Below are 23,037 nucleotides of genomic sequence, written 5' to 3'. Positions count from 1 at the left end.
CGCCATGCACGGATGGTGTGGCGATAGCAACACCTGGCAGCTCTGGGCCCGCCATTTTCAAGCCCATGGCTGGTTGTGGCAAAGCCAAGAACAGGGCTACGCAACACTGCCACCGCTTCAACCCCAATGGCATAACGCCCCTGAACCACAAGCAGAGCAAAGGCGGGTGGTGGTTGGCCATTCTTTAGGCCCACACCTGCTCGCCAGCGAAGTGCTTGCACAGGCCACCGATCTGGTGCTGCTGGCAAGCTTCGGGGGTTTCTTGCCCAAAGGACCAGCAAACCGTGCCCTACGCACTGGCCTAAAGGGCATGCAAGAACGCCTCGGCACAGCAGCTGAAAGCGCCATGCTCCACACTTTCTTAGCTCGGGCCGCCTATCCAATGCCCGCTAGTGCATTGCCAGCGGGACCCATCCAACAAGGCCTCTCAGCAAACGGCCGCAAGCAACTGCAGGCTGATCTCGAATTACTCATCAAAACTGATGGTTTACCAGCAGGACTTCCTGCCAAGGCCAGGGTGCTGGTGGTCGAAGCTGCACAAGACGCAATCGTGGCCCCCGCTGCACGAATCGCCTTGGTAGAAGCCCTGCTTAAGCATTTGCAAAGCCCCCCTTGCCATTGGATCTTGCCTGAAGCGGGGCATGCCTTGCTGATACCCGAACTCATTGAGCGAGTGCACAAATGGCTGGAGTCAGCCCCTTGAGCAATCGCTGGTCAAAACAAGTGTTGAGCAACTTTGAGCAAGCTGCAACCACTTACAACAGCCAGGCGCAATTACAGCGTGCCATTGCCTGGAGGCTCGCCAGACAGTGTGCTCGGCAGCCGATTCCAGCAGGGTTCTGGGTAGACCTCGGTTCAGGTACAGGCCTAATGGCAGATGCTCTGGAGGCCTGCAATCCCGATCAAGCCGTCCTCCGCGTGGATGGCTGTCCCGAGATGCTGAAACATCAGCACATCACCAGCTCCTCACAGTTGTGGGATCTCAATGTAGGCCTGCCGTCTTGGCCCACATCACCCAGCTTGCTGGCCTCGAGTTTTGCCCTTCACTGGCTGATTAATCCTTTAGAACGACTACATGAATGGATGGCCGCTCTCACTCCTGAAGGCTGGCTGGCGTTGGCCTTACCGGTACAAGGAAGTTTCCCCCAGTGGCACCAAGCAGCAGCAACGGCAGGCGTGAGCTGCACAGCTCTGCCATTCCCCTCCCAAGCGTCATTGCTTGATGTGCTGTCCAGCAATAGCATCCGCCATCAACAACTACACCAGTTCACCCAACAGAGTCCTGAAGTCTTTCAGCTCTTGAAACCAATGCGCCAAATTGGTGCCCAGGCCAGCCCTTGCCCAAGCATGGGGGTTGGCAACTGGCGCCATCTCAAACAAGCCTGGCCACGTTGCCAGAACAGTGGAGAGGCACAACTCACATGGCTGATCCAACTGCTTTTAATCCAGCGATGACTGAGGCAAAGACTCCTCTAATCGTCTGCGGCACAGACACCAACGTCGGCAAGACCGTGGTGAGTGCATTGCTAGTTCAAGGATTAGTTGCCACCTACTGGAAGCCAATACAGAGCGGCCTAGAGGAAGACGGTGGAGACCGCAATAGGGTTTGTCAGCTCCTTAATCTTCCCGCCGAACGTTGGCACCCAGAGGTCTATAACCTCCAGGCCGCAGTATCACCCCACTGGGCCGCAGAACAAGAGAACTGCTGCATCAACCCCGATCAACTTGTATTGCCTGATGTATCTGGTCCCCTAGTGATAGAAACTGCTGGCGGCCTAATGGTGCCACTCAACCGTCAATGGCTACAACTCGATCAACTCGTGCGTTGGCAACTACCGCTCATCCTCGTTGCACGCAGTGGCCTGGGTACCCTCAACCACACCCTGCTCAGCCTTGAAGCACTGCGCTTGCGCAATCTGAAGGTCTTAGGCTTGGTGCTCAATGGTCCACCCCACCCCGACAATCCAAAAACCCTGGAACAATTTGGTGGTGTTCCAGTCATAGCTCAGTTGCCTCACTTACCCAATCTCACGGCAGCAACACTCGCAGAGCAGTGGCATCTGCAAGACCTGAGCCTTACCTTCAAACGGCTACTGAAATCCTGGAGTCAAGTTCAATGAACAAGCGTCAGTCATGGGCCACCGTTGGAGTTGTTCTTCTCTGTGGAGGAATCCTTGTGCTATTCACCGACATTGAAGTCGGCATGGTGCGCTGGGTCAACTGCGGCCCCCTCGCTACAGAAGGGGAACAACAAAGCGAGGTCTGCCGCTGAATCAGTCCTATCTCATCAATGCAACAACCTGAAGCAAGCCAAAAGGATGGATGAATTGAATTCAAACGCAAAACTCTCTGCAACGACAACGACAAGCCTTGGCGAATTCAGCATTCCTTCTTGATGAGTCAGCACATCTCCAAACGTGTCCTAAAAGCAATAAAACCAAATCAGCAGAATAGATCAACAACAAAGTAAATCATAATTATCTACAGCAGAACTGCTCAAATACCTTTCAAGACATCATCAAAAAGAAGCTTGAGAAAAGCCTTGCGATAGCTTAAGACAACTCAAAGCACCACTTTGATAACAAGGATTTCATCACTTAATTAAAAGCACTAGCAAGCCATATCAAAATCCTCAAAGTGCAAATGGTGGTGCAATCGCCAAGCAATGGTTCTAGCCAAAGGATTGCAAAGAGCCATCGTGATCGGTTCAGGCCGCAACATCACAATCCAAGATGGCAACACAATCCCATCGGATCATGGATTGCTTCGATCCACTCGCCGCCCCAAACGCCAACAACTGGCATCCCCATCTCTGGCCTCCCTTCACTCAGATCGCATCGGCATCACCACCGCAACGTGTGATCGCGGCGGATGGAGCGCTGTTGATGCTAGATGGTGCACCTCCCCTGATTGATGCAATCAGCAGCTGGTGGGTCACCCTTCATGGCCATGCCAATCCCAGCATCGCCGCCGCCATCGCAACCCAGGCACAGCAACTGGAGCAGGTGATCTTTGCTGACTTCATTCATCCCCAAGCAGAACAACTGGCAGCGCGCCTCAGTGCCGTAACAGGCCTTCAACGCCTGTTTTTCTCCGATAACGGCTCTACCGCCGTGGAGGTTGCGCTCAAGATCGCTTGTCAGTGCTGGCACAACCGCGGCGAACCTCGGCAACAACTCATCGCCTTCAACGGGGCTTACCACGGCGACACGTTCGGAGCGATGGCAGTGGGAGAGCGCAACCTATTCAGTGCCCCCTTTGAGGAGATGTTGTTTCCAGTAGCACGGGTGCCCTGGCCCGCTACCTGGTGGGGCGATGAAGAGGTTGAAACACGTGAACGGATTGCTCTAACTGAACTGGAACGCTGCCTTCAAACCCCAACAGCAGCAGTCATCTTGGAGCCATTAGTCCAAGGGGCAGGCGGCATGTCCATGGTGCGAGCGGAATTCCTACAAGGAGTCGAACAACGTGTACGTGCTGCGGGAGCCTTGCTGATTGCTGATGAGGTTCTAACTGGTTTCGGACGCTGTGGAGCCCTATTCGCCTTCAAGCGTGCAGGGCTTGCTCCCGATTTGATCGCTTTATCGAAAGGACTCACCGGGGGATTTTTGCCCATGGGCGTCACCATGGCCCGCGAAGAGGTGTTTGAGGCCTTCTTAGGAGATGATCCATCTCTCACCCTCTGGCACGGTCATAGCTTCACTGCTAATCCCCTAGGTTGCGCAGCCGCAAACGCAAGCCTCGATCTACTGGAGGCCAACCCAGAAAGCTACGAAAACTTTGAGGCTAGGCATCGACCTCATCTCGAAGCCCTAGCTGAACATCCAAAAGTGCAGCAACCAAGACTGACCGGCACCATCGCAGCCTTCGACCTCGCGATAGACGGAACCCATGGCTACCTCAATCCAGCAGGACGAATCGTCAAACAACAAGCCATCAACAATGGTGTCTTCCTGCGACCTCTAGGTCAGGTCGTTTATCTGCTGCCTCCGCTCTGCCTCAATGACGCTCAGCTTGAGCAATGCTATGCAGCCATCCATTTAGGCTTGGAAGCCCTCTGAGTTCAAGCGCTCAACAGAAGCAACACCATCGTTCTTAAGGGCCTTCCGAAAGAGCAGCCTCCACATCGGAGCGGGGCAGACCATAAGGGAAACAGCACTGACTGCGCTGACCACCTTGCTCCCATGCAACCCTCAATTCTTCCTGCTCCAGAACGATTTCAGCTGACCATTCAGGCATGAGCCAAATCCATCGACAGGGATCCTCACAACTGCGCTCAGCACCTAGCCGCTGCAGCCAACTCTCAAGAGAAACGAGGGAATGGCGATCCAAAGGCGTCTGTTCGGGAGGCAACGACGACATTGATGACACCTGTTATTGAAATCCTGCCAGCAGTCTGTTCATTATTGAGCCAACTAGGCCAAACTTGCAGCTCACGTCCATGAGCCCAAGCCACTCCAAATCCAATCAGCAGGCTGAACATTAAAGTCAGCCCCAGAAGAAGCAGAGAAAACCACTCCCCCCCGGAAAGAGGACGGCGCACGCCAACCCCCTTCGTAGCACTAGAAGACATTGAAGGCCGCGCATCAGTGCCAACACTGGAGCTCGCAGCCAACAACCCTTCTGCCATCAGGCTGGCGTCATACGCCTGGCGTCGCACCGGGTCGGTGAGAAGCTCATAGGCCTCGCACAACAACTGAAACTGCTTGGCAGCCTGTTCAGCAGGAAGCGGAGCCGTATCCGGATGCAGAACCTTACTGCGACGGCGGAAGGCTAGATGAATGGTTTCAACATCTGCAGAGCGCGCAACTCCCAGACGCTCGTAATGGCTCTTCGCAAGAGTCAAAACCAGAAGTTGATCGGCAACTCGCAGAAAATCATCTCCTTTCCCCTTGAACAATTCCATCCTAGAGAGCACTATGTTCTGATTGCCCATGTCAAATCAGGCCTGCTTTAGCAACCCAGGCCCGGGGCTCTGGAATGCCCTTGGATGGCATCCCTCCAGTGAACAACTGGAGCAAATGATCGCCCTACAAGCCCTCCTGCGCAAATGGAATGCCCGGGTCAACCTGACCCGCCTGGTCGAAGGTGGTGACTACTGGATTTTGCAGGTGTTCGACAGCCTCTGGCCTCTGCAGAGCGAATTGCAGAACGCCCAACAACCACGTCGTTGCATCGATATCGGCAGCGGCGGTGGCTTTCCCGGTCTGGTGCTAGCCATCGCACTACCAGGCGCAAGTATCACCTTGGTGGATTCGGTAGGCCGCAAGACAGCTGCCCTAAATGCAATGGCGGCAAAGCTAGGGCTAACATCCCGCGTCACGGTACGTAGCGAACGGGCAGAACTCACTGGGCAGGATCCCTGCTGCCGCGGCTTGTTTGATCTCGCGATGGCTCGCGCAGTGAGCACAGCACCGGTTGTGGCCGAATACCTCGTCCCCCTTCTCAAGCCAAGCGGTGAAGCCCTGCTATTTCGTGGCCATTGGAGCCCCAACGATGCAAAGGATCTCGCTAAAGCTCTCAGATTGCTACAAGCCGATCTAATCAAGATCGAACGTCGCGAACTTCCTGACAATCGCGGGGTGCGTCACCAATTACGCCTGCGCGCAACGCTCCCCTGCCCAGCGACCTTTCCACGTCCAATCGGTGTACCTGCCAAGAACCCGCTCGGGTCTTAAACACTGGTCAGTCGCTGCTGAGGATGACCACCAAGACGGTTGCGCAACCTACGCAGCAAGCCTGGGATCTGATCACACCAGGGGCTGTTCACCAACACCTCCCTGAGGGCCGCCTCACTCACATCTGCATCCAGTGCTTCAGCATTCGCTCCAGGGAACCAGTGGCTGCCACTGCCAAGTAAGCCGTAGCGGGCTTTTGCATAACCCTCCATTCCCCAAGCCTCTACAAGATTATGAAGCCAAAGCAAGATCGGAAGATTGATCTCGCCTGGAGACTCCTGCCAGGGCGGCAAGCCCCTCTGCCAACTGGTCAACCAAGCCTCACCTAAAGCCAACTGTGCCGCATCAACGAGTCGCTGCTGAACTGGTGGCAGCAACTCAGCGGCACTCTGCAAGAGATCCACTGCCTCGAGATGCCGATCGAGATCACTGGGTCGCGCTGCGCCAACGCTGATCGTATGAACCCTTGGGTCTTGCAAGCAGAACAGATCGTTGAACACAATTGGATGAAGTGGAGCGCAGAGTTCAAGAAGTTGAGACGAGGGACTATGCAGATGGCCACCCTTATCGGTCGGACTAATGATGAAAACGCCTAGGTCATGACGAGCTGCTGCATCCAGTGCAGGATCATTGTCTTGATAAATGAAATACCAGTGCAGGTTCACATAATCAAAAGCATCCGTCTCGATCGCCTGCACGATTAGGTCTGTGGGGCCATGGGTGGAAAAACCCACATGGCCGATGCGTCCATCATCCTGCCAACGACGCAACACATCCATGCAACCTCCTGGTCGCAAGGTCTGCTCCAGATGCTCCGAAAGGTTGAGGCCATGGATGGCAACTAGATCCAATCGTTCACATCCCAATCGTTCAAAGCTGAGTGCCAACTCAGCCTCAAAGACTTTGGGATCCTCACGAGGAGGAACTTTGCTCTGCAACAGCCGCTGTGGATCCAAGACATCACGCAGCGCCCATCCCAACTGCCGCTCAGAGCTGCCGTAATGGCGTGCCGTCTCCACATGATGGAAGCCACAGGCCACCGCTCGCTCCAAAATGTCCTGCAGCAGTTGCTGCGACTCAGAGGTAATGACCTCCGCCTCCAAATCTGTCCAGCTCTGCTGAAAGCGCATCCCCCCTAAAGACAACACAGGCATTGATAAACCGGTGCGGCCAAAGCGGCGGCAAGGCAGAGAGCTCTGCTCCAAAGACGCCTTCATTAACTCTTAGGAGCCATGATTACGTCGCTTACGAGAAGTCCTTTGAAAGCCGAGAGGAAGCAATTCCAGAGCTTCTAATTGAGCTCTCAATTCATCTAGCTGCTCAAACTGCACCCATTTGATGCAGTTCACCGGGCAGGTAGCAATGGCTTCCTGAATGCGTTCCGTACTATCGCCGTCCTGCCGGATGGCCCGCGAGCGACCCATTGTTGGCTCGATAACAAAGGTGTTAGTCGCCACATGAGCGCAGTACCGACAACCAATGCAGACAGCCTCATCAACCCAGACAGCCTTCTCACGCAATTGGCCACCAAGCAGCGGCTCCGATCCATTCGCCCGCTCATCAAGCTGGGCGGAAACCTGAAAAGCTGCCGATGGATCAATCAATGGTCAAGGTTGGATATCAGGAATCCCAGCGAGTTACCACCAGTTCGATAGCGCCGTCATCAGTATTGCGCTGCTCTGCCACCTCAAAGCCTTCCTGCGCTGTTGATGCCAACACCGTATTAAGGGCGTAGCGCTGGGTGAGCTGAGCAAGAAAACGTTCCACCGGAACAGATTGCCGCCAGAGGTCGAGGTCGGTCACCAATTCATAGGCCCCGGTAGTCGAATTCAAACGGAAGCCAATATCACCACCTTCGGGCATGATCACAGCCAATTCTGCTGTGACTGTTTGTCCGCGATAGCCGCGAACAGAACGCTCCCCTTCTTGGGGGACATAACCAAGATCCTTGAGCGCCTGTAACAGGGGCTCTCGTTTGCGCAGGTGTGTCTTAACAGTGCTGAAGTGCGACATCAAAGAAGCTCGGCTGGAATGGACTGGGATTGATCCTGTGGACGGAGAAACGCCTCGGCTGTCGGTGTGCTTTGTTCCACGACACCGATGGATTCTTCAATCCGCTCGGTGAGAAGACGGCAGGCTTCACCAACCACTCCCTCAACACTCTCTTCAACACGTCCGTCTTGACGGATCCGGAATCGCACAGTCTGTTGAGGCATCCACTTCATCAGAAGGGTTCCAAATAATATCCTCCATCTTCAAGAGCTGACGTGTTGATTGTCACAAGACCCAAGTAAATCAAGGATCCAATCTGAGCCTTCAGGTCAAGCGTCCTTCATCTACAAGAGTTTGAAGCCGCTGAATCACCTCAGAGTTCTCCAACTGCTCAAGAGCGATGCGAGCCTCATCACGTACCGAGAGCTCTGCATCGTTGAGCAGAGAATCAACAAAAGCCTCCACCAACTCCTGCCGACGAGGTTCAGCCAACGTGTTGTAAAGACGTCCGAGGGCCCAGATACAGTTACTTCGCACAACAGGCTCACCATCGATCTGCAAACTCATCAGTAATTGAATTGCAGCGATATCAGCATTATCAGGAGAGGTGCCACCGGCTTCCGCCAATGAGCCGGTGGCCCATAGCCGTACCGCAGCCACATCGTTTTGAAGAACATGAATGAGGGGGTTGAGGACGCGTGCATCGGCGTAATTCCCCAGGCTCCAGGCGGTTGCCTTACGCACATAGGCATTGCAATCAGCCTGTAGCAACTGCAAAAGGGGGTCTAACGCTGGCGGGGAAGGATTTCGACCTAACGCATAAACAGCACTCATCCGTTCAACTGGACAAGGCTCCTTCAACAAGGGCAACAGCAAAGCCACTGCCCTGGGATCTCTATGTTCACAAAACACCCTTAGTCCCTGCAGACGCTCCTCATGGCCCTGCTTCAGCCAGTTAAGACCTGCGTCACACAAATGCGCCACGTCTGAATTATCAGGATTGATCTCGTCAAGCGGATCAACGAACTGTTCAGCCGCCAACTCCTTGGCCAAGACATCAGGATCAATGGCCAGGCTGGCCAGACCTTCCTCTAGCTGTCTAGAAGCTTCACTCATGACCTTGATCGTAGAGGCATTAGGCCGACTGATCTCACCCGATTGGAGCCGGCGCGAGCATGTCCCCAGGCAACCAGATACGAGCAGTCACTGCCACCAGAGCCACCCCAAATAAAGCCACAATCAGAGCAGGCAACACGGTGGAACGTATGAAATTCAATGCTTGCGAAGACTTTCGCTCATTCTGCCTCCCAAGCCAAGACCTTGTTGTAGATCATGCGACGCCCATCCGACTTCGCAGCCAACCACGGGTTAAAGGCAGCACACAGACCACGGTGACCACCAGACCGATCCAACCACCTAGCTGCTGATGTAACAGAAACGCGCCAGTGCCGAGCAGACCGCCAAACAGAACACCGACACTAAGAATGAAGCGCAAACACAAACTCACCAGGGAATCCACCGGTGTTATATCCAGGCGTTGACGCAAGCGACTCCAGCCTGGGCCTGGTGGCTGCACCTGGTTCACAAAGCGCTCGAGCACTTGCGGCGATTCAGGCGGAGTCACCAGCATCACTACAACCCAGACCACAGCAGTAATCGCCGTGGTGATCATCAACCTGGTGCCGTAATCAGGAATTGTCACCAAGGGCACAACGGATGTACAAAGGCCCACCACAAAACCACAAACCATCGCCGCCAATTCGGCAGCAGCATTGATCCGCCACCAGAACCAACGCAGCACAAGCACCACTCCGGGCCCGGTCCCAATAGCAATCACCAGACGAAACACTGTGCCGATGCTGTCGCTAATTAATGCGGTGATCACCCCGAGAACTAGCAGCAAAACACTGGTGAATTGACCGACCAGCAACAGCTCTCTCTGATCAGCATCCGGCCTTATAAAACGCTGGTAAAGATCGTGGGTGAGATAGCTAGCACCCCAGTTCACTGCGGTACTGACCGTACTCATGAAAGCCGCCACCAGAGAGACCACGACAAGACCAAGCACCACCGGTGGCAGGTAGGTCACAGCCAAGGTTGGGTAACTGAGTTCCCAGTCGGCCTGAGCTGGCAACAGCACTAAAGCGGCAAGAGCAACCACAACCCACAACCAACTGCGCACCAGATAGTTGACCACCAGAAACACCCAGCCAGCCAGTTGAGCCTGATGCTCGTCCCGCGTGGCCAACATTCTCTGAATGAACTCACCACCACCGTCGCTGCGACGGAAACTCCACCATTGGACAGTGAGATAAGAAAGGAATGTGGCCACACTGATCTCGGCGCCACCAATCCAATCAAAGCCATCACCATTCCATTGCCAGGGCACGATCGCCAGCAGTTCAGGTCGCTCTAACCCCCTCAGTTGATCGAGCATGGCGTCCATCCCTCCGGCTGCATGAACGGCTGCCCACGCCACCGCCACCGCTCCCAAAAGAGCCAACAGCAACTGCACGAAATCGGTGATCACGACAGCCCAGAGGCCGCCAGCAACTGTGTAAACAAGCACCATCACAGCCACGACTGCCAACAGCACAACAGTGTCAGGGGTACCGCCAAGCACTGCCACAGGGTTGCCAGACACTATGCCCAGGGCTTCTACGACCTTGCGCATGGCCAGGAAGGCATAGCCGATACCGATGCAATTCACCGGCAGTGCGAGCAAAAATGCTTTAATCCCACGCAGCCAGGCGGCAGGCGCTCCGCCATAACGCAGCTCGGTGAATGCAGCATCGGTCAGCACCCCACTCCGTCGCCAGAGCGGAGCAAAGACAACTGCCATGGCAACATGCGCCAGGCCGAAGCTCCACCATTCCCAATTGCCGGCCAATCCTCGTGTGCCAACCAGACCGGCTACATAAAGAGGGGTATCAATCGAAAATGTCGTTGCGGCCATCGAAGCCCCAGCCAACCAACCACTGAGTCGACGTCCCGCAACAAAGTAATCATCCTCACTTCGATTGCGACGAGACAACCAAAGCCCAATCACGAGAGTGATGGCGAGATAACCAACGAGGATCATCCAATCAATGGCAGCCATATCCCTAGGCGGTTGATCGCAGTGTGACTCAGTTAGTCCATCTCAGCCGATGGCTGCGTGCTGGCGGCGGAGCTGGCCACAGGCGGCATTCTGATCCAGCCCTCGACTTGCACGCAAACTCACTGCCACCCCACGCTGCTCCAATACACGCCGAAAGGCCTCAATCGTCTCTGGATTAGGACGTTGAAAACCCTCATCGTCGATGGGGTTGTAGGCAATCAGATTCACATGACTCTGGAAGCCCCTAACCCGTTCCGCTAGTTCTTCTGCATGCTGAGGCTGATCATTAAGTGCTCCAAGCAGGATGTACTCAAAAGTCACCCGTCGACCAGTCACTGCCAAATAATGGCGACAGTCTTGAAGAAGAGTCTCGAAGGGATAAGCGCAAGCGGTAGGAATCAAACGTTCGCGCAACTCTTGATTGGGAGCATGCAGACTCACGGCCAGGGTGAACTGGGCGCGGCCTAGACGTTTCATAGCAAGTTCTGCCAGCTGGGGCAGCGTATGGGGGACACCCACGGTGCTCACAGTGATACGGCGCTGAGCAATGCCTAGATCAATATTCAGGCAACGAATCGACGCCAAGACCGCTTCAATGTTGAGCAAAGGCTCACCCATACCCATAAAGACAACGTGGGAAGGACGGCGATCCATCGCCTCGCGCAAGCTCAACACCTGATCAACAATCTCGTGTGTGGCCAGCGATCGTTGCAGCCCTCCCTTACCGCTAGCGCAGAAGCGACAAGCCATTGGACATCCCACCTGACTGGATAGGCAAACTGTGAGACGTTGCTGGGTTGGGATACCTACACTCTCAATGGTTTCGCCATCAACCGTTGCCAGCAGCAACTTGGTCGTGTCATCCACCGCAACAGCCCGGTTCACCTCCAACAACCGCCCAATCGTGAGGCCTCGCTGTTGCAAAGAGATGCGCCATGACTTTGGCAACACTGTGATCGCATCAAAACTTCTGGCCCCCTTGGTATAGAGCCAGTCATGCAACTGACGGCCCCGGAAGGCTGGCTGGCCTTCTGCAACAGCCCAGCTCTCTAGTTCAGTAGCACTACAACCCAGTAACGCCTGATTGCCGCCAGGCAGATGGGTAGAACTCACCAGATCAACAAGCCATGCCCGAGTGTTGCCTCCACCACCATTAAGGCAATAAAGCCAAGCATCGCCATACGTCCATTGAGCTTCTCGGTATGGCTGTGAAAACCATAACGAGGCTTTCGCCGTTGCGGAATGATGGTGGGCTCAAGCATGGATGAAGGCCTCAATCAAGCGTTTGCAAAGCAGATAACGAACGTTCAGGAGAGGTTTGCTCACTCCTCAGTGAGCAGCCCCTCCTGCTGAAGACCCTCGAGAGCGGATGGATCTGGCAGCTGTTCCTCCTCGAGTTCATTCTCACCAGTAGGACGAACAAAAGCAGCGAAGTTGCTAGCTGCTGGATCAATCCCATGACGACTGCGTGTGGCCTCCAAATCAGCGTCACTGGGGTCAGCCAACACAGCAGTCGAACTGGCCGCAGGAGCTGCAGGCATGTCCACGGTGTAATCCGGACGCAAGTTCTGCATTCGGCGATAGCCAGCAGGGTCCTCGGCAAGGATGTCTGGATGAGGCCCAGCTTCGGCTCGCAACTCTTCCTGGAAGCCACTGAAGCCAGTGCCGGCGGGAATCAACCGTCCGATGATCACATTCTCTTTGAGACCACGTAGCCAATCGCTCTTACCCTCGATTGCGGCTTCAGTGAGCACTCGTGTGGTCTCTTGGAAAGAAGCCGCCGAGATGAAGCTGTCGGTGTTCAGAGACGCCTTCGTAATTCCCAGCAGAACAGGTGTGAATTCAGAAGGGGCTCCACCAGTGATCGCCATAGCCTGATTGGTGTCCTCCACCTGACGCAATTCGATCAACTCACCTGGCAGCAACGTGGTATCACCAGCATCCTCAATCCGCACCTTGCTAGTCATCTGGCGCACAATCACCTCAATGTGTTTGTCGTCAATCGAGACACCCTGTGACTTGTAGACATTCTGAACCTCTGTGACCAAACGGTGCTGGAGTTTGGCAATCGCCTCTTGTGCAGCATCCATCAACGGCTTACGCCCACGTAAATCCTCGAAAAAGCAATCGAGTAGCTCGTGAGGGTTAATCGGACCATCAGTGAGCAGTTCTCCAGCATGGACCTGCTGCCCATTGCTGACCATGACGTTACGACCTAGAAGAATCGGGTATTCGCCAATAGCATCATCTGCCTCAATCACAGTCACCGTGATTGATTCATCGTCTTCTCCTTGCTTGATCTCCACAGTGCCTGGCTTCTTACAGAGCACAGCAGATTCCCTTGGGCGACGAGCTTCGAGCAACTCCTCAATCCGCGGCAAACCCTGAACAATGTCTCCTGTCTTCTGACGTTCAAACACCAACAACGCCAACCCATCACCCCGCTGCACCAAATCGCCATCGCGAACATGCAATACAGAATCTGGAGACACCATGTAAGGGCGTCCAAGGCGCAAGGTGATTGCTTTTCCTTCAACCTCCTCTACCTCTCCGCAACAACTAGACGGCTCATCTTTTGCTAGCGAGTCGCCATCGACCAATCGCTGGCCTACCCCCACGAGGGGACTGCCCTTGGTCGTCACCGTAATGGTGTCTTCATCACGCTCAACAATCAAACGTCTAACAGGGTCACCCTCCTGGGGAACAGGCAACTGGGCGATCCCCTCTTGCTTACAAAGGATCTGAGTTGTCGCGACCACATCACTGGCCTTAACCGACTGGCCGTCCTCAATCTGCAACTCGGTGTGAGTGGAGCCATGGCTTGAATCGGAGATTGTGTCGCGACGCACAAGGATGCTCTCGAGAATCACCAAACGCAATCTTTCGATGGTCTTAGCTCGCTTATCACGCACAGCCTCTACATCCACAGTCATCTGAGGAGTGGTGTCAAACGTCTCAAGAATGAGTTGAGTTTTGAGTAGCTCTACGCCCTCAACCGATTTGATCAGCTCTCCATCCTTAAAGGCGAGTCGCTGAGTGGCCTTAATCCCCAGATGAGGGCCCTTTGGCTGCTTGACATGAGTCAACTCAGGGAGATGTGCCTCATTTGGGATGGTGTATTCCTCCACAGGTCTTAACAACAGACCAGTCCCCTCAGGTGTGTCCACGGTCTGCACAAAGACCATGGCTTCTGAATTGATTCCCTTGGCAATCGTCTCGCCTGGGTTCACGATCTGGCCATCACCCGTGAAACGCTCTAAGGCCTTGGTTTCAGTACAAAGGTGGAAGCTGCCACTGCGAACGATGATTTCGCGCAGGATGTCGTTCTTCTGAGTCACCGTTACGATCCCGGCGGTCTGGCTAAAGATGTCCTTGACAACCTCAGTCCCGGCCTCAATCCACTGACCGTCCTCGATCATCAACAAGGAAATGTCCTTGTTGATCTCATGTGTCTCCTGAGGGATCCAAAGCAAGGTGCCACCCTTATTCACCTCAAAGCCATTCTTGGCTGAGCGAGCCTTCTTGATCGCCAGACCAGGGGCAAAGCGCACCAGACCACCGGTCTGAGTGCGGAAGCGATCATCAGCCAACTCAGCCACCACTTCACCATTGCCAATCTTGCTTCCGGGAATGGTGTTGAGGCGATAACGGGTACCTTCTTTTGCCTCCAGATGCCACAGTTCCCCTGAATGAGTGGACTCTCCGAGCAGCTTGAAGTCCTTCATCGTCATCGAGGTGGTCACGATCTGCACCTCGCGAGAATCCCCGATCGAATCGCGCAGACGCACCTCACCTCCAAACTCGCTGGCCTGGCTGGCCTCCGCCAACACCTGACCACGTTCGACTTTGACATTGCCCTGGACTACCGGCTCGGCATTGGGGGGAAGGTTGTAGACATCCCCAGCAAGCACCCAAAGTCGCCCTAAACGCTGCGCCTTCAGAGTGATATTTCCCTGACGGTCTTTAACTTCCCTGGGCTGAATAACCTGCTCATAACGAACCTGACCAGCCAGGTCACAAATCACGTCTTTAGTGGCCTTCTCCACGCTCTTTTTCACCGCAACAGACGCGATCTGAACAACAGTCACGTCCGCCTCGATCTCCTGACCATCACTAACGAACAGCAAAGATCCGGTGGTGATGTCGATCCTCTGTGCACGACCCTTGCCTGAAGGCTTCACCGTGAGAGTGAAGTCCACTTCAGACTGCTGAGCCTCTAGACCATGGGGTGTGCGATAACCACGCACACGGGCCTTGGGACCAAACTCAACTGTGCCAGCAACAGTGGAGCGAACCACACCAGTCTCAGCGGTAGACACACCACCGGTATGGAAAGTTCGCATGGTGAGCTGCGTACCCGGTTCACCAATGGACTGAGCAGCAATAATGCCGACGGCTTCGCCGAGATCGGCTAATTCGTTATGAGCCAATGCCCACCCATAACACTTCCTACATACGGAACGATTGGCCTCACAAGTAAGAGGTGAGCGCACCATGACCTCAGTGATGGCTGCCTTTTCGAAACGCTTAGAAAGCGGTGGATCGATTTCCGTATTACGTTCAGCAAGAATTTCGCCGTCAACATTGACGACTTGCTCTGCAGTGAGGCGACCAACAAGACGGCTACCGAAACCACCGTCTTCCACCTTCACAATGATGCCCCTAGTGGTGCCGCAATCATCCTCACGAACGATCACATCCTGAGCAACATCCACCAGACGCCGGGTGAGATAACCGGAATCGGCTGTTCGCAACGCTGTATCGACCAGACCCTTACGTGCGCCGTAAGAGGAGATCACGTACTCAGTAACCGTTAGACCCTCACGGAAATTGGTGCGAATCGGCAAATCAATAATCTCCCCCTGCGGATTGGCCATCAGGCCACGCATACCAACAAGCTGGCGTACCTGAGACATGTTTCCACGCGCCCCAGAGTTGGCCATCATCCAGACCGAGTTCAGCGGGTCGTTCTGATTGAAATTCTTCTTGACCGCATCAACCAAACGCTCATTGGTTTCTGTCCAGGTATCAATCACCTTGGTATGACGCTCAACCTCTGTGATTTCACCAAGGCGATAACACTCCTCGGTGGCCGTGATCTGAGCCTCCGCCTGGCAAAGCAAGTCTTGCTTGGCCTCAGGCACCTTGAGGTCTTCCACGGAAATCGACACGGCAGCCTGAGTGGCGTAGCGAAAGCCAAGGTCCTTGAGATTATCCGCCATGGAAGCGGTTACAGCGGTGCCGTGTGTCTTGTAAGCCCATGCCACCAGTTGCTTGAGGGCCTTCTTATCGACAACCCGGTTGCGAAACTGCGGTGGGGTCCTCGCCAGTGCTGGCGAAGCGCTTGCCGCAGCAGCCTTCGCGGCCTTGGACTTCGACTTGGACTTGGACTTGGACTTGGTGGTCTTGGTCGAAGGCTTGCGGGATTTCGGGGAGGTTGAGGTCATGGCTACACGCGAATCAGGTCAGGGAAGAAAGCTGGTATTGGAGTGACTCAGGCGGCGGCCACCGCATCGATAATTGTGTAATTCATCACCACGCGGCCCACTGTTGTAAGGATGTAGCGACTGATCAATGCTCCGTCTTCGTCGAAACGATCTCGGCGATAAGTCCACTGCTCAATGCGAGTGCCATCACTAAGTGATTCAGCCTTGAGAGGTTTGTCAATTTCATCTTCATCCTCTACCTCACCGTTGAAGCGAACCCAAACCCAGTCATGCAGTAGGAGCCTTTTATCTTCAAACGCATGGATGACGTCCTCTAAACCAGCATAGGTTCTGGATTGATCGCCAAACTTAGGAACAGAAGCTCCAGGCTTAATCGCCGTTAGGTAATAGGAACCAAGCACCATGTCCTGGGAAGGCGTGATGATCGGATCGCCAGTGGCAGGTGAAAGGATGTTGTTGCTGGCCAACATCAACATTCGCGCTTCCGTCTGAGCCTCAATCGCCAAAGGCACATGAACAGCCATTTGGTCGCCATCAAAGTCGGCGTTAAAGGCAGGGCAAACCAACGGGTGCAGCTGAATGGCACGGCCAGCAACCAGCTTCGGTTCAAAAGCCTGTATACCCAGACGGTGCAGAGTTGGAGCGCGGTTTAACAGGATCGGGTGCCCCTCAATGACCTCCTGCAGCACCTGCATGACCTCATCATCAGCTCGCTGGATCAACTTCTTAGCGGCTTTGATGTTGTTGACAATGTTTTGACGAATCAGGCGATGGATCACAAAAGGCTGGAATAGCTCGATTGCCATCTCTTTAGGCAAGCCGCACTGATGCATCTTCAGCTTGGGGCCCACGACGATCACGGAACGACCAGAATAGTCGACCCGCTTACCTAACAAGTTCTGGCGGAAGCGACCCTGTTTGCCCTCAATGATGTCACTAAGTGACTTCAACGGGCGATTATTAGCACCAACAACAGTTCGACCACGACGACCATTATCGATCAGAGCATCAACTGCCTCTTGAAGCATCCGCTTCTCATTGCGAACGATAATCTCAGGAGCCAAGATTTCCTGAAGCCGCGCAAGACGGTTGTTGCGGTTAATCACCCGACGGTAGAGATCATTTAGATCGGATGTGGCGAAACGTCCACCATCTAGTTGCACCATGGGGCGCAAATCTGGAGGAATAACTGGAATTGCATCCAGCACCATCCACTCAGGCCTTGCGTTAGTGGCAATAAAGTTATCAATCACTCTCAAACGCTTAATCAACTTGGCCCGTTTCTGACCCTTGCTAGAGGAAATATCCTCTCTCAACTGTTCAGCAACCTCAGCCAAATTCAAATCTTCTAGCAATTGCTTTAGGGCTTCAGCACCGATGCCAACTATCGGCTCATTCTCAATCGTGGAATCTTCCGCATAGATCTCATCTTCGATCTCTAGCCACTCATCCTCAGTCAGTAACTGCTTATACTTGAGTTCCTTATGATCGCCAGGATCGAGCACGACATAACAGTTGAAGTAAACAATCTGTTCAACATCGCGTAGAGGCATATCTAACAAGATCGCCACATAACTAGGTATCCCTTTCAAATACCAAACGTGGGAGACAGGAGCAGCCAACTTGATGAAGCCCATGCGATGACGCCGGACCCTACTTTCAGTGACCTCCACGCCACAGCGCTCACAGACAATGCCACGGTGTCGAACCCGCTTATATTTCCCGCAATGACACTCCCAATCCTTTGAAGGGCCGAAGATCTTCTCGCAAAAGAGCCCGTCCATCTCAGGCTTAAGGGTGCGGTAATTGATCGTCTCCGGCTTCGTCACTTCACCCACTACCTGCCCATTAGGAAGTGTCCGCTGACCCCACTCCATCACCCGGTCTGGTGAAGCAAGTGTGATCTTGACGTAATCGAAGTGGTTCTCTGTACGGAGGTTGCTGTTAGTCATGAACGAATCGCAAACAGTTTGGGAAACGAAAAGCAGTTAGATAAGGCCGTTAATCTTCGTCGTAATCCGCTACTCCAAGGGATTCGTAAGTGGGTCGACTAGGAGTACTACGGCGAGGATTCACATCCTGCATCAGATCCACTTCTTTGCCTTCATCGGTATAAACAGCGATATCGAGCCCTAGAGACTGAAGCTCACGCATCAATACCTTGAAAGACTCGGGTGTCCCCGGCCTGGGGATAGGCTTGCCCTTGACGATTGCGTTGAGGGCTTCATTCCGACCCTGCATATCGTCTGATTTAACAGTAAGCAGCTCCTGCAGGGTGTAAGCGGCGCCATAGGCCTCAAGAGCCCACACCTCCATCTCACCTAAACGTTGGCCACCTTGTTGAGCCTTACCGCCAAGAGGTTGCTGGGTTACCAGTGAATAGGGACCTGTTGAGCGAGCATGGATCTTGTCATCAACCAAATGAACAAGCTTCAGAATCTGTGCATAACCAACGGTCACCGGCTGGTCGAAAGGTTCACCCGAGCGTCCATCAATCAATTGAAGCTTGCCAGGATTTTCAGGGTTGTAGACCCACTCCTTACCTGGCTGTTTGGCAGCTTCCTTGAGATAAGCCTCCACTGTCTGCTGGGACTTTTCAGCTCCATACATTTCATCAAAAGGCACCACCTTGACCCGACAGTCGAGATTGGCTGCTGCCCATCCCATTAAGCACTCAAACACCTGACCCACATTCATCCGGCTGGGCACGCCCAAAGGATTCAAAACGATGTCAACTGGAGTGCCATCGGGCAGAAAAGGCATATCTTCGCGGGGAAGAATGCGACTGATGATGCCTTTATTGCCGTGGCGACCGGCCATCTTGTCGCCAACCTGGATCTTGCGACGCTGAGCCACATACACTCGAGCGACCATATTGGCGCCAGGGGGAAGCTCATCACCCTGTTCACGAGTGTAAATACGAACGTCCACAACTCGTCCTCGTTCAGTACTGGGAACGCGTAGAGAGTTATCACGCACATCGCGCGCTTTTTCACCAAAAATGGCACGCAAAAGCTTCTCTTCTGGAGGCTGATCTGACTCACCTTTAGGTGTCACTTTGCCCACCAGAATGTCGCCGCTCTCGACAAAAGCACCGATGCGAATGATGCCCATTTCATCAAGATTACCAAGGCTTTCCTCGGCAACATTGGGTATCTCCCTGGTGATCTCCTCGGGACCAAGCTTTGTCTGTCGTGCCTCGATCTCATACTTCTCGATATGCACCGAGGTGTAGAGGTCGTCCTTAACTAGGCGTTCGCTGACAAGAATAGCGTCCTCGTAGTTGTAACCCTCCCAAGGCATATAAGCGACCAAAACGTTCTGACCTAGAGCAATTTCACCGCCTTCACAAGCAGAACCATCCGCGAGAACCTGACCCACGATCACCGGATCACCCTGGCAGACAATCGGACGCTGATTGAGACAGGTGTCCTGATTTGAACGCTGATACTTCTGCAGGTAGTGGGTGTGATCAACCCCATCCTCATCCCGGACGATGATCGCAGTGGCATCCACGAATGTGACCATGCCATTGACACGGGAGATGGGCACCATCCCGGAATCACGAGCCACCTGAGTTTCGAGGCCCGTCCCCACCAAAGGCCGCTCAGGCCGCAACAGTGGTACGGCCTGCCGTTGCATATTTGATCCCATCAGAGCCCTATTGGCGTCATCGTGCTCGAGGAAAGGAATCAAGGAGGTGGCGACAGAGATCACCTGCACCGGCGAGAGCTGCACATAATCCACCTGCTCAGGTGGAACTTTTTCGAAGTCCTGGCGATAACGCACCGGAATTAATTCAGCGAGAATCTGTCCATCGGCATCAGTGGCCACATCACCAGGAGCCACACGACACTCATCCTCAAGATCGGCTGATAAATAGATGGGGTCTCCCTCCTTGATCAGGCGACCGTTCTCAACCTTCCAGAAAGGAGTCTCAATGAAGCCATACTGATTGACCCGAGCGTGGGTAGCCAGTGAATTGATCAAACCTGCATTCGGGCCTTCCGGTGTCTCAATTGGGCAGAGACGGCCATAATGGGAGGGGTGAATATCACGCACCGCGAAGCCAGCACGCTCCCTAGTTAGCCCCCCTGGCCCCAGAGCTGAGATACGACGTTTGTGGGTGAGCTCAGCCAATGGATTCGTCTGATCCATGAACTGACTCAGCTGACTGGAACCGAAGAACTCCTTAACAGCTGCAACGAGAGGCTTGGGGTTCACCAACTGAGCTGGCGTGAGCGAATCGGTCTCACCCACAGTCATCCGTTCTTTGATGATCCTTTCCAGGCGATTGAGACCAACCCGGACCTGGTTCTGCAAAAGTTCACCCACTGAACGCACTCGACGATTGCCTAGGTGATCAATGTCATCCAGGCTGGCACCACCCACATCGAGTTCTAAATTGATCAGATAATCAAGGGTTGAGAGCACATCCTCATGGGTGAGGGTACGCACCGTATCCGGGATTGTTAGACGCAGCTTTTTATTAATCTTGTAACGACCAACTCGGCCAAGGTCGTAACGCTTGGGATCAAAAAATCGGGTCTGCAGAAGCTGTTGTCCACCGCTTACTGAAGGAGGCTCACCAGGACGAAGCTTTTTATAAAGCTCAAGCAAAGCCTGATCCTCTGAACTAATTCCTTCCTCATTTGCAGCCTCAATAGACTTCTTGTAATACTCAGGGTGACGAAGCTTATCGATTACATCGTTATCTGATAGCCCCATGGCCCGCATTAAAACATGGGCATTAATTTTGCGTGTTTTATCAACACGCACATGCAGAAGGTCGTTTTTATCTGTTTCGAACTTTAGCCAGGCACCACGATTAGGAATAACACTGGCATTGTATGTTCGTCGTCCATTCTTATCCTGTTCATCCTTAAAATATACCCCTGGGCTACGCACAATCTGATTAACAATAACCCTCTCTGCACCATTGATAATGAACGTACCTCGCTCAGTCATCAGAGGAAGCTCGCCAATAAATACCTCCTGCTCTTTAATCTCACCTGTTTCCTTATTCACTAAGCGACAGGTCACATACATCTGTGATGCAAAAGTCGCATCACGGCGCTTGGCCTCTTCAACATCGTGGCGAGGCCGCTTCAATCGGTATTCATTGCCAACGAAGTGGAGCTCAAGCTTGCCTGTGTAGTCAGTGATCGGAGAAAAGCTATCCAACTCCTCGATCAAGCCCTCATCAAGAAACCACTTGAAGCTCGCCCGCTGAACTTCAACGAGATCAGGCAGGTAGGTGGCGGTCTTGGCGACCTGAATCGCGCTGCTGCTCATGCGGAGACCTGCAGTTGAGAAGTGAAATTGGAAGACCTGAACAATCGACGGGCCTAGATCCGAGTCGGCAGCACAAAAGGAAGCGGCAGCAGCTCCTTGGTACAGGGAGCTGCTGCCGTACTTAGGGCTCAGAGATCTCGAGTCAAAAAGACTGACGTCAACAATGCACCAGAAGACAATGGGCGCTTCGGGCGGCAGGGAAGCAGAAAAACTGCATCATGGCCAGACCAGTCAACAATTTTACACTTGTAGGCCGCCAAACACCTGTCCAATGTCTTGAGATCAGGGCAAAGAGAACAATCGTCTTGCATTAGCCGTGCTACTGCTTGCGACTAAGGCCAAAGACTCCCCTCGAAGCTCAGCCACCCGAGAAGCCACCGCCTCGACGTAGGCAGGCTCATTGCGCTTACCCCTACGAGGCACTGGGGCCAGAAACGGGCAATCCGTCTCGACTAGAAAACGATTCTGCGGAACTTCGCGCGCGCAGGCGTGAATGGCCTCAGCCTTCGGGAAGGTGACTGTGCCACTGAAACTGATGTAAAGACCAAGATCCAAGCAGATCTCCATATCCTCAGTTGTGCCGCCCCAGCAATGCATCACCCCCCTAGGGCAACGACCCTCCTTCTGGCGCTGACGCAACTCCAACGTCATGGGATCAAATGCATCACGACAATGAATGATCACGGGTAGATCTAACTCCGTGGCCAAGTCCAACTGCGGTCTCAGCACAGCCAACTGCTGTTCAAGGTTTGAATCCCGGTAAAGATCAAGCCCCAGTTCACCAATAGCCACCACCCTTGGATCTTCAAGAGCTGCATCTCGCAAAAGCGACTGCGTCTGAGGATTCCAGTGCTGCGTGTCGAGGGGGTGAACCCCCACTGAATAACGCAGTTCAGGGAAACGATCCGCCAAAGCACGAATCGCAGGAATCTCTGCGGGTTCCACGCACGCATGCAGCAGACTCGCTACGCCGGCCTGTCGCCAGCGTGCAGCTACCTCATCGAGATCATCATCGAAATTGCGAAAGACGATGTGACAATGACTATCGATAAGAATCGGAGACGACACCAGAACCGAAAACGCATCTTTGGCCCCATTGTGCAGGCCTTTCCTCATCAAGGGAAAGAACAAGCCCTTTCACAATGGACCATGCCAAATCAGTCCTAAGTGCTTGGCGCCGGTTCAATCGCCTGCTTCACCGCTGCACTAAGACGAGACTTCTGATGGGCAGCGGTGTTGCGATGCAGAACTCCACGTTTCACCGCCTTATCAATTTTGCTGAAAGCCGAATCAATGCTGGCCTTTACATTCGCTTTAGCTGTCTCGCCAGGCTGCTGAGAATAATTACTACAAGCGCTGAAGCAACGCTTCATTAATGTGCGCAGGGCCGATTTATACGACTTGTTCTCAAGACGGTTGCGCTCGGCAATCTGAACACGCTTCTTGGAAGACTTGTTATTGGCCACAGATGCTTGCGCTGATTCAACAATCCATCACAGTAACCCAGCACCAATTTTTTAGATGC

Annotated in this window: 21 protein-coding genes; 6 read left to right on the top strand and 15 right to left on the bottom strand. The window is 53.8% G+C overall.

What is annotated here, in order from left to right; all coding sequences use genetic code 11:
* Positions 1 to 4: 4 nt before the first annotated feature.
* The 5 genes from SIB74_RS00915 (at position 5) to bioA (ending at position 4,061) form a co-directional block, all read left to right on the top strand.
* Positions 5 to 703, top strand: a complete 699-nt coding sequence (locus tag SIB74_RS00915; protein ID WP_082818505.1) for an alpha/beta hydrolase — start codon at positions 5 to 7, stop codon at positions 701 to 703.
* The gene (locus tag SIB74_RS00910) at positions 700 to 1,455 is read left to right on the top strand and encodes a methyltransferase domain-containing protein (RefSeq protein WP_413681761.1); all 756 of its coding nucleotides are present in this window, start codon (positions 700 to 702) and stop codon (positions 1,453 to 1,455) included. Before SIB74_RS00915 ends, SIB74_RS00910 begins: the two co-directional genes overlap by 4 nt.
* Entirely contained in the window at positions 1,422 to 2,120 is a 699-nt protein-coding gene (gene bioD, locus SIB74_RS00905) for a dethiobiotin synthase (protein ID WP_231906098.1), read from the top strand. Before SIB74_RS00910 ends, bioD begins: the two co-directional genes overlap by 34 nt.
* The gene (locus tag SIB74_RS00900) at positions 2,117 to 2,272 is read left to right on the top strand and encodes a hypothetical protein (protein ID WP_011825131.1); all 156 of its coding nucleotides are present in this window, start codon (positions 2,117 to 2,119) and stop codon (positions 2,270 to 2,272) included. Before bioD ends, SIB74_RS00900 begins: the two co-directional genes overlap by 4 nt.
* 460 nt (positions 2,273 to 2,732) lie before the next feature.
* On the top strand, positions 2,733 to 4,061 hold the full coding sequence (gene bioA, locus SIB74_RS00895; RefSeq protein WP_063396342.1) for an adenosylmethionine--8-amino-7-oxononanoate transaminase: 1,329 nt from the start codon (positions 2,733 to 2,735) through the stop codon (positions 4,059 to 4,061).
* Between the two features lie 34 nt (positions 4,062 to 4,095).
* On the opposite strand, the gene SIB74_RS00890 is transcribed toward bioA, so the two are convergent.
* Both SIB74_RS00890 and SIB74_RS00885 read right to left on the bottom strand, forming a co-directional pair.
* Positions 4,096 to 4,332: a DUF3143 domain-containing protein gene (locus SIB74_RS00890; protein ID WP_041374690.1), complete on the bottom strand. Its 237-nt coding sequence runs from the start codon at positions 4,330 to 4,332 to the stop codon at positions 4,096 to 4,098.
* The gene (locus SIB74_RS00885) at positions 4,304 to 4,936 is read right to left on the bottom strand and encodes a J domain-containing protein (protein ID WP_063396343.1); all 633 of its coding nucleotides are present in this window, start codon (positions 4,934 to 4,936) and stop codon (positions 4,304 to 4,306) included. Before SIB74_RS00885 ends, SIB74_RS00890 begins: the two co-directional genes overlap by 29 nt.
* Between SIB74_RS00885 and rsmG the strand changes: the two genes are divergently transcribed.
* The gene (gene rsmG, locus SIB74_RS00880; RefSeq protein WP_063396344.1) at positions 4,935 to 5,678 is read left to right on the top strand and encodes a 16S rRNA (guanine(527)-N(7))-methyltransferase RsmG; all 744 of its coding nucleotides are present in this window, start codon (positions 4,935 to 4,937) and stop codon (positions 5,676 to 5,678) included. The two genes, SIB74_RS00885 and rsmG, sit on opposite strands and share 2 nt — an antisense overlap.
* Here the strand turns inward: rsmG and SIB74_RS00875 are convergent.
* The 13 genes from SIB74_RS00875 to rpsT form a co-directional block, all read right to left on the bottom strand.
* Positions 5,675 to 6,895 carry an aldo/keto reductase gene (locus SIB74_RS00875; protein ID WP_063396345.1) on the bottom strand — a complete coding sequence of 407 codons (1,221 nt, stop codon included), beginning with the start codon at positions 6,893 to 6,895 and terminating at the stop codon, positions 5,675 to 5,677. The two genes, rsmG and SIB74_RS00875, sit on opposite strands and share 4 nt — an antisense overlap.
* Positions 6,896 to 6,901: 6 nt before the next feature.
* On the bottom strand, positions 6,902 to 7,282 hold the full coding sequence (locus SIB74_RS00870; protein ID WP_011825124.1) for a ferredoxin: 381 nt from the start codon (positions 7,280 to 7,282) through the stop codon (positions 6,902 to 6,904).
* A 16-nt stretch (positions 7,283 to 7,298) separates the two neighbouring features.
* Positions 7,299 to 7,691, bottom strand: coding sequence for a DUF1257 domain-containing protein (locus SIB74_RS00865; protein ID WP_011130867.1), 393 nt, complete (start codon positions 7,689 to 7,691; stop codon positions 7,299 to 7,301).
* Positions 7,691 to 7,894, bottom strand: coding sequence for a DUF2997 domain-containing protein (locus SIB74_RS00860; RefSeq protein WP_041375041.1), 204 nt, complete (start codon positions 7,892 to 7,894; stop codon positions 7,691 to 7,693). The genes SIB74_RS00865 and SIB74_RS00860 overlap by 1 nt, the downstream gene beginning before the upstream one ends.
* A gap of 100 nt (positions 7,895 to 7,994) precedes the next feature.
* The gene (locus tag SIB74_RS00855) at positions 7,995 to 8,786 is read right to left on the bottom strand and encodes a HEAT repeat domain-containing protein (RefSeq protein WP_063396346.1); all 792 of its coding nucleotides are present in this window, start codon (positions 8,784 to 8,786) and stop codon (positions 7,995 to 7,997) included.
* Positions 8,787 to 9,000: 214 nt separating this feature from the next.
* Positions 9,001 to 10,770, bottom strand: coding sequence for a sodium:solute symporter family protein (locus SIB74_RS00850; RefSeq protein ID WP_063396347.1), 1,770 nt, complete (start codon positions 10,768 to 10,770; stop codon positions 9,001 to 9,003).
* A 42-nt stretch (positions 10,771 to 10,812) separates the two neighbouring features.
* Positions 10,813 to 11,883, bottom strand: a complete 1,071-nt coding sequence (gene rlmN, locus SIB74_RS00845; RefSeq protein ID WP_063396348.1) for a 23S rRNA (adenine(2503)-C(2))-methyltransferase RlmN — start codon at positions 11,881 to 11,883, stop codon at positions 10,813 to 10,815.
* Entirely contained in the window at positions 11,880 to 12,032 is a 153-nt protein-coding gene (locus tag SIB74_RS00840; protein WP_063396349.1) for a high light inducible protein, read from the bottom strand. The genes rlmN and SIB74_RS00840 overlap by 4 nt, the downstream gene beginning before the upstream one ends.
* 60 nt (positions 12,033 to 12,092) lie before the next feature.
* The gene (locus SIB74_RS00835) at positions 12,093 to 16,217 is read right to left on the bottom strand and encodes a DNA-directed RNA polymerase subunit beta' (protein WP_063396350.1); all 4,125 of its coding nucleotides are present in this window, start codon (positions 16,215 to 16,217) and stop codon (positions 12,093 to 12,095) included.
* Between the two features lie 47 nt (positions 16,218 to 16,264).
* Positions 16,265 to 18,169, bottom strand: a complete 1,905-nt coding sequence (locus tag SIB74_RS00830; RefSeq protein ID WP_063396351.1) for a DNA-directed RNA polymerase subunit gamma — start codon at positions 18,167 to 18,169, stop codon at positions 16,265 to 16,267.
* Positions 18,170 to 18,218: 49 nt separating this feature from the next.
* A complete protein-coding gene (gene rpoB / locus SIB74_RS00825) occupies positions 18,219 to 21,512 on the bottom strand; it encodes a DNA-directed RNA polymerase subunit beta (protein ID WP_011825113.1) in 3,294 nt (1,097 codons plus the stop codon).
* A gap of 282 nt (positions 21,513 to 21,794) precedes the next feature.
* Positions 21,795 to 22,628, bottom strand: a complete 834-nt coding sequence (locus tag SIB74_RS00820) for a TatD family hydrolase (RefSeq protein WP_063396352.1) — start codon at positions 22,626 to 22,628, stop codon at positions 21,795 to 21,797.
* A gap of 47 nt (positions 22,629 to 22,675) precedes the next feature.
* Positions 22,676 to 22,978 (bottom strand): 30S ribosomal protein S20, encoded by a 303-nt coding sequence (gene rpsT / locus SIB74_RS00815; RefSeq protein ID WP_063396353.1) that lies wholly within the window; start codon positions 22,976 to 22,978, stop codon positions 22,676 to 22,678.
* Positions 22,979 to 23,037 lie beyond the last annotated feature (59 nt).

The organism is Prochlorococcus sp. MIT 1306, assembly GCF_047304515.1.
Taxonomy (GTDB): domain Bacteria; phylum Cyanobacteriota; class Cyanobacteriia; order PCC-6307; family Cyanobiaceae; genus Prochlorococcus; species Prochlorococcus marinus_D.
The sequence above is the reverse complement of the archived record's forward strand: the minus strand, read 5'-3'. Positions and strand labels throughout refer to the sequence as shown.

What these genes read in the sequence shown, in the direction of transcription:
- bioA (WP_063396342.1), top strand. Translation starts at nt 2,733, where the DNA reads ATGGCAACACAATCCCATCGGATCATGGATTGCTTCGATCCACTCGCC.
- SIB74_RS00820 (WP_063396352.1), bottom strand. Translation starts at nt 22,628, where the DNA reads ATGAGGAAAGGCCTGCACAATGGGGCCAAAGATGCGTTTTCGGTTCTG.
- SIB74_RS00860 (WP_041375041.1), bottom strand. Translation starts at nt 7,894, where the DNA reads ATGCCTCAACAGACTGTGCGATTCCGGATCCGTCAAGACGGACGTGTT.
- SIB74_RS00865 (WP_011130867.1), bottom strand. Translation starts at nt 7,691, where the DNA reads ATGTCGCACTTCAGCACTGTTAAGACACACCTGCGCAAACGAGAGCCC.
- SIB74_RS00900 (WP_011825131.1), top strand. Translation starts at nt 2,117, where the DNA reads ATGAACAAGCGTCAGTCATGGGCCACCGTTGGAGTTGTTCTTCTCTGT.
- SIB74_RS00830 (WP_063396351.1), bottom strand. Translation starts at nt 18,169, where the DNA reads ATGACTAACAGCAACCTCCGTACAGAGAACCACTTCGATTACGTCAAG.
- rpoB (WP_011825113.1), bottom strand. Translation starts at nt 21,512, where the DNA reads ATGAGCAGCAGCGCGATTCAGGTCGCCAAGACCGCCACCTACCTGCCT.
- SIB74_RS00835 (WP_063396350.1), bottom strand. Translation starts at nt 16,217, where the DNA reads ATGACCTCAACCTCCCCGAAATCCCGCAAGCCTTCGACCAAGACCACC.
- SIB74_RS00855 (WP_063396346.1), bottom strand. Translation starts at nt 8,786, where the DNA reads ATGAGTGAAGCTTCTAGACAGCTAGAGGAAGGTCTGGCCAGCCTGGCC.
- SIB74_RS00850 (WP_063396347.1), bottom strand. Translation starts at nt 10,770, where the DNA reads ATGGCTGCCATTGATTGGATGATCCTCGTTGGTTATCTCGCCATCACT.
- bioD (WP_231906098.1), top strand. Translation starts at nt 1,422, where the DNA reads ATGGCTGATCCAACTGCTTTTAATCCAGCGATGACTGAGGCAAAGACT.
- rsmG (WP_063396344.1), top strand. Translation starts at nt 4,935, where the DNA reads ATGTCAAATCAGGCCTGCTTTAGCAACCCAGGCCCGGGGCTCTGGAAT.
- SIB74_RS00840 (WP_063396349.1), bottom strand. Translation starts at nt 12,032, where the DNA reads ATGCTTGAGCCCACCATCATTCCGCAACGGCGAAAGCCTCGTTATGGT.
- SIB74_RS00875 (WP_063396345.1), bottom strand. Translation starts at nt 6,895, where the DNA reads ATGAAGGCGTCTTTGGAGCAGAGCTCTCTGCCTTGCCGCCGCTTTGGC.
- SIB74_RS00915 (WP_082818505.1), top strand. Translation starts at nt 5, where the DNA reads ATGCACGGATGGTGTGGCGATAGCAACACCTGGCAGCTCTGGGCCCGC.
- SIB74_RS00885 (WP_063396343.1), bottom strand. Translation starts at nt 4,936, where the DNA reads ATGGGCAATCAGAACATAGTGCTCTCTAGGATGGAATTGTTCAAGGGG.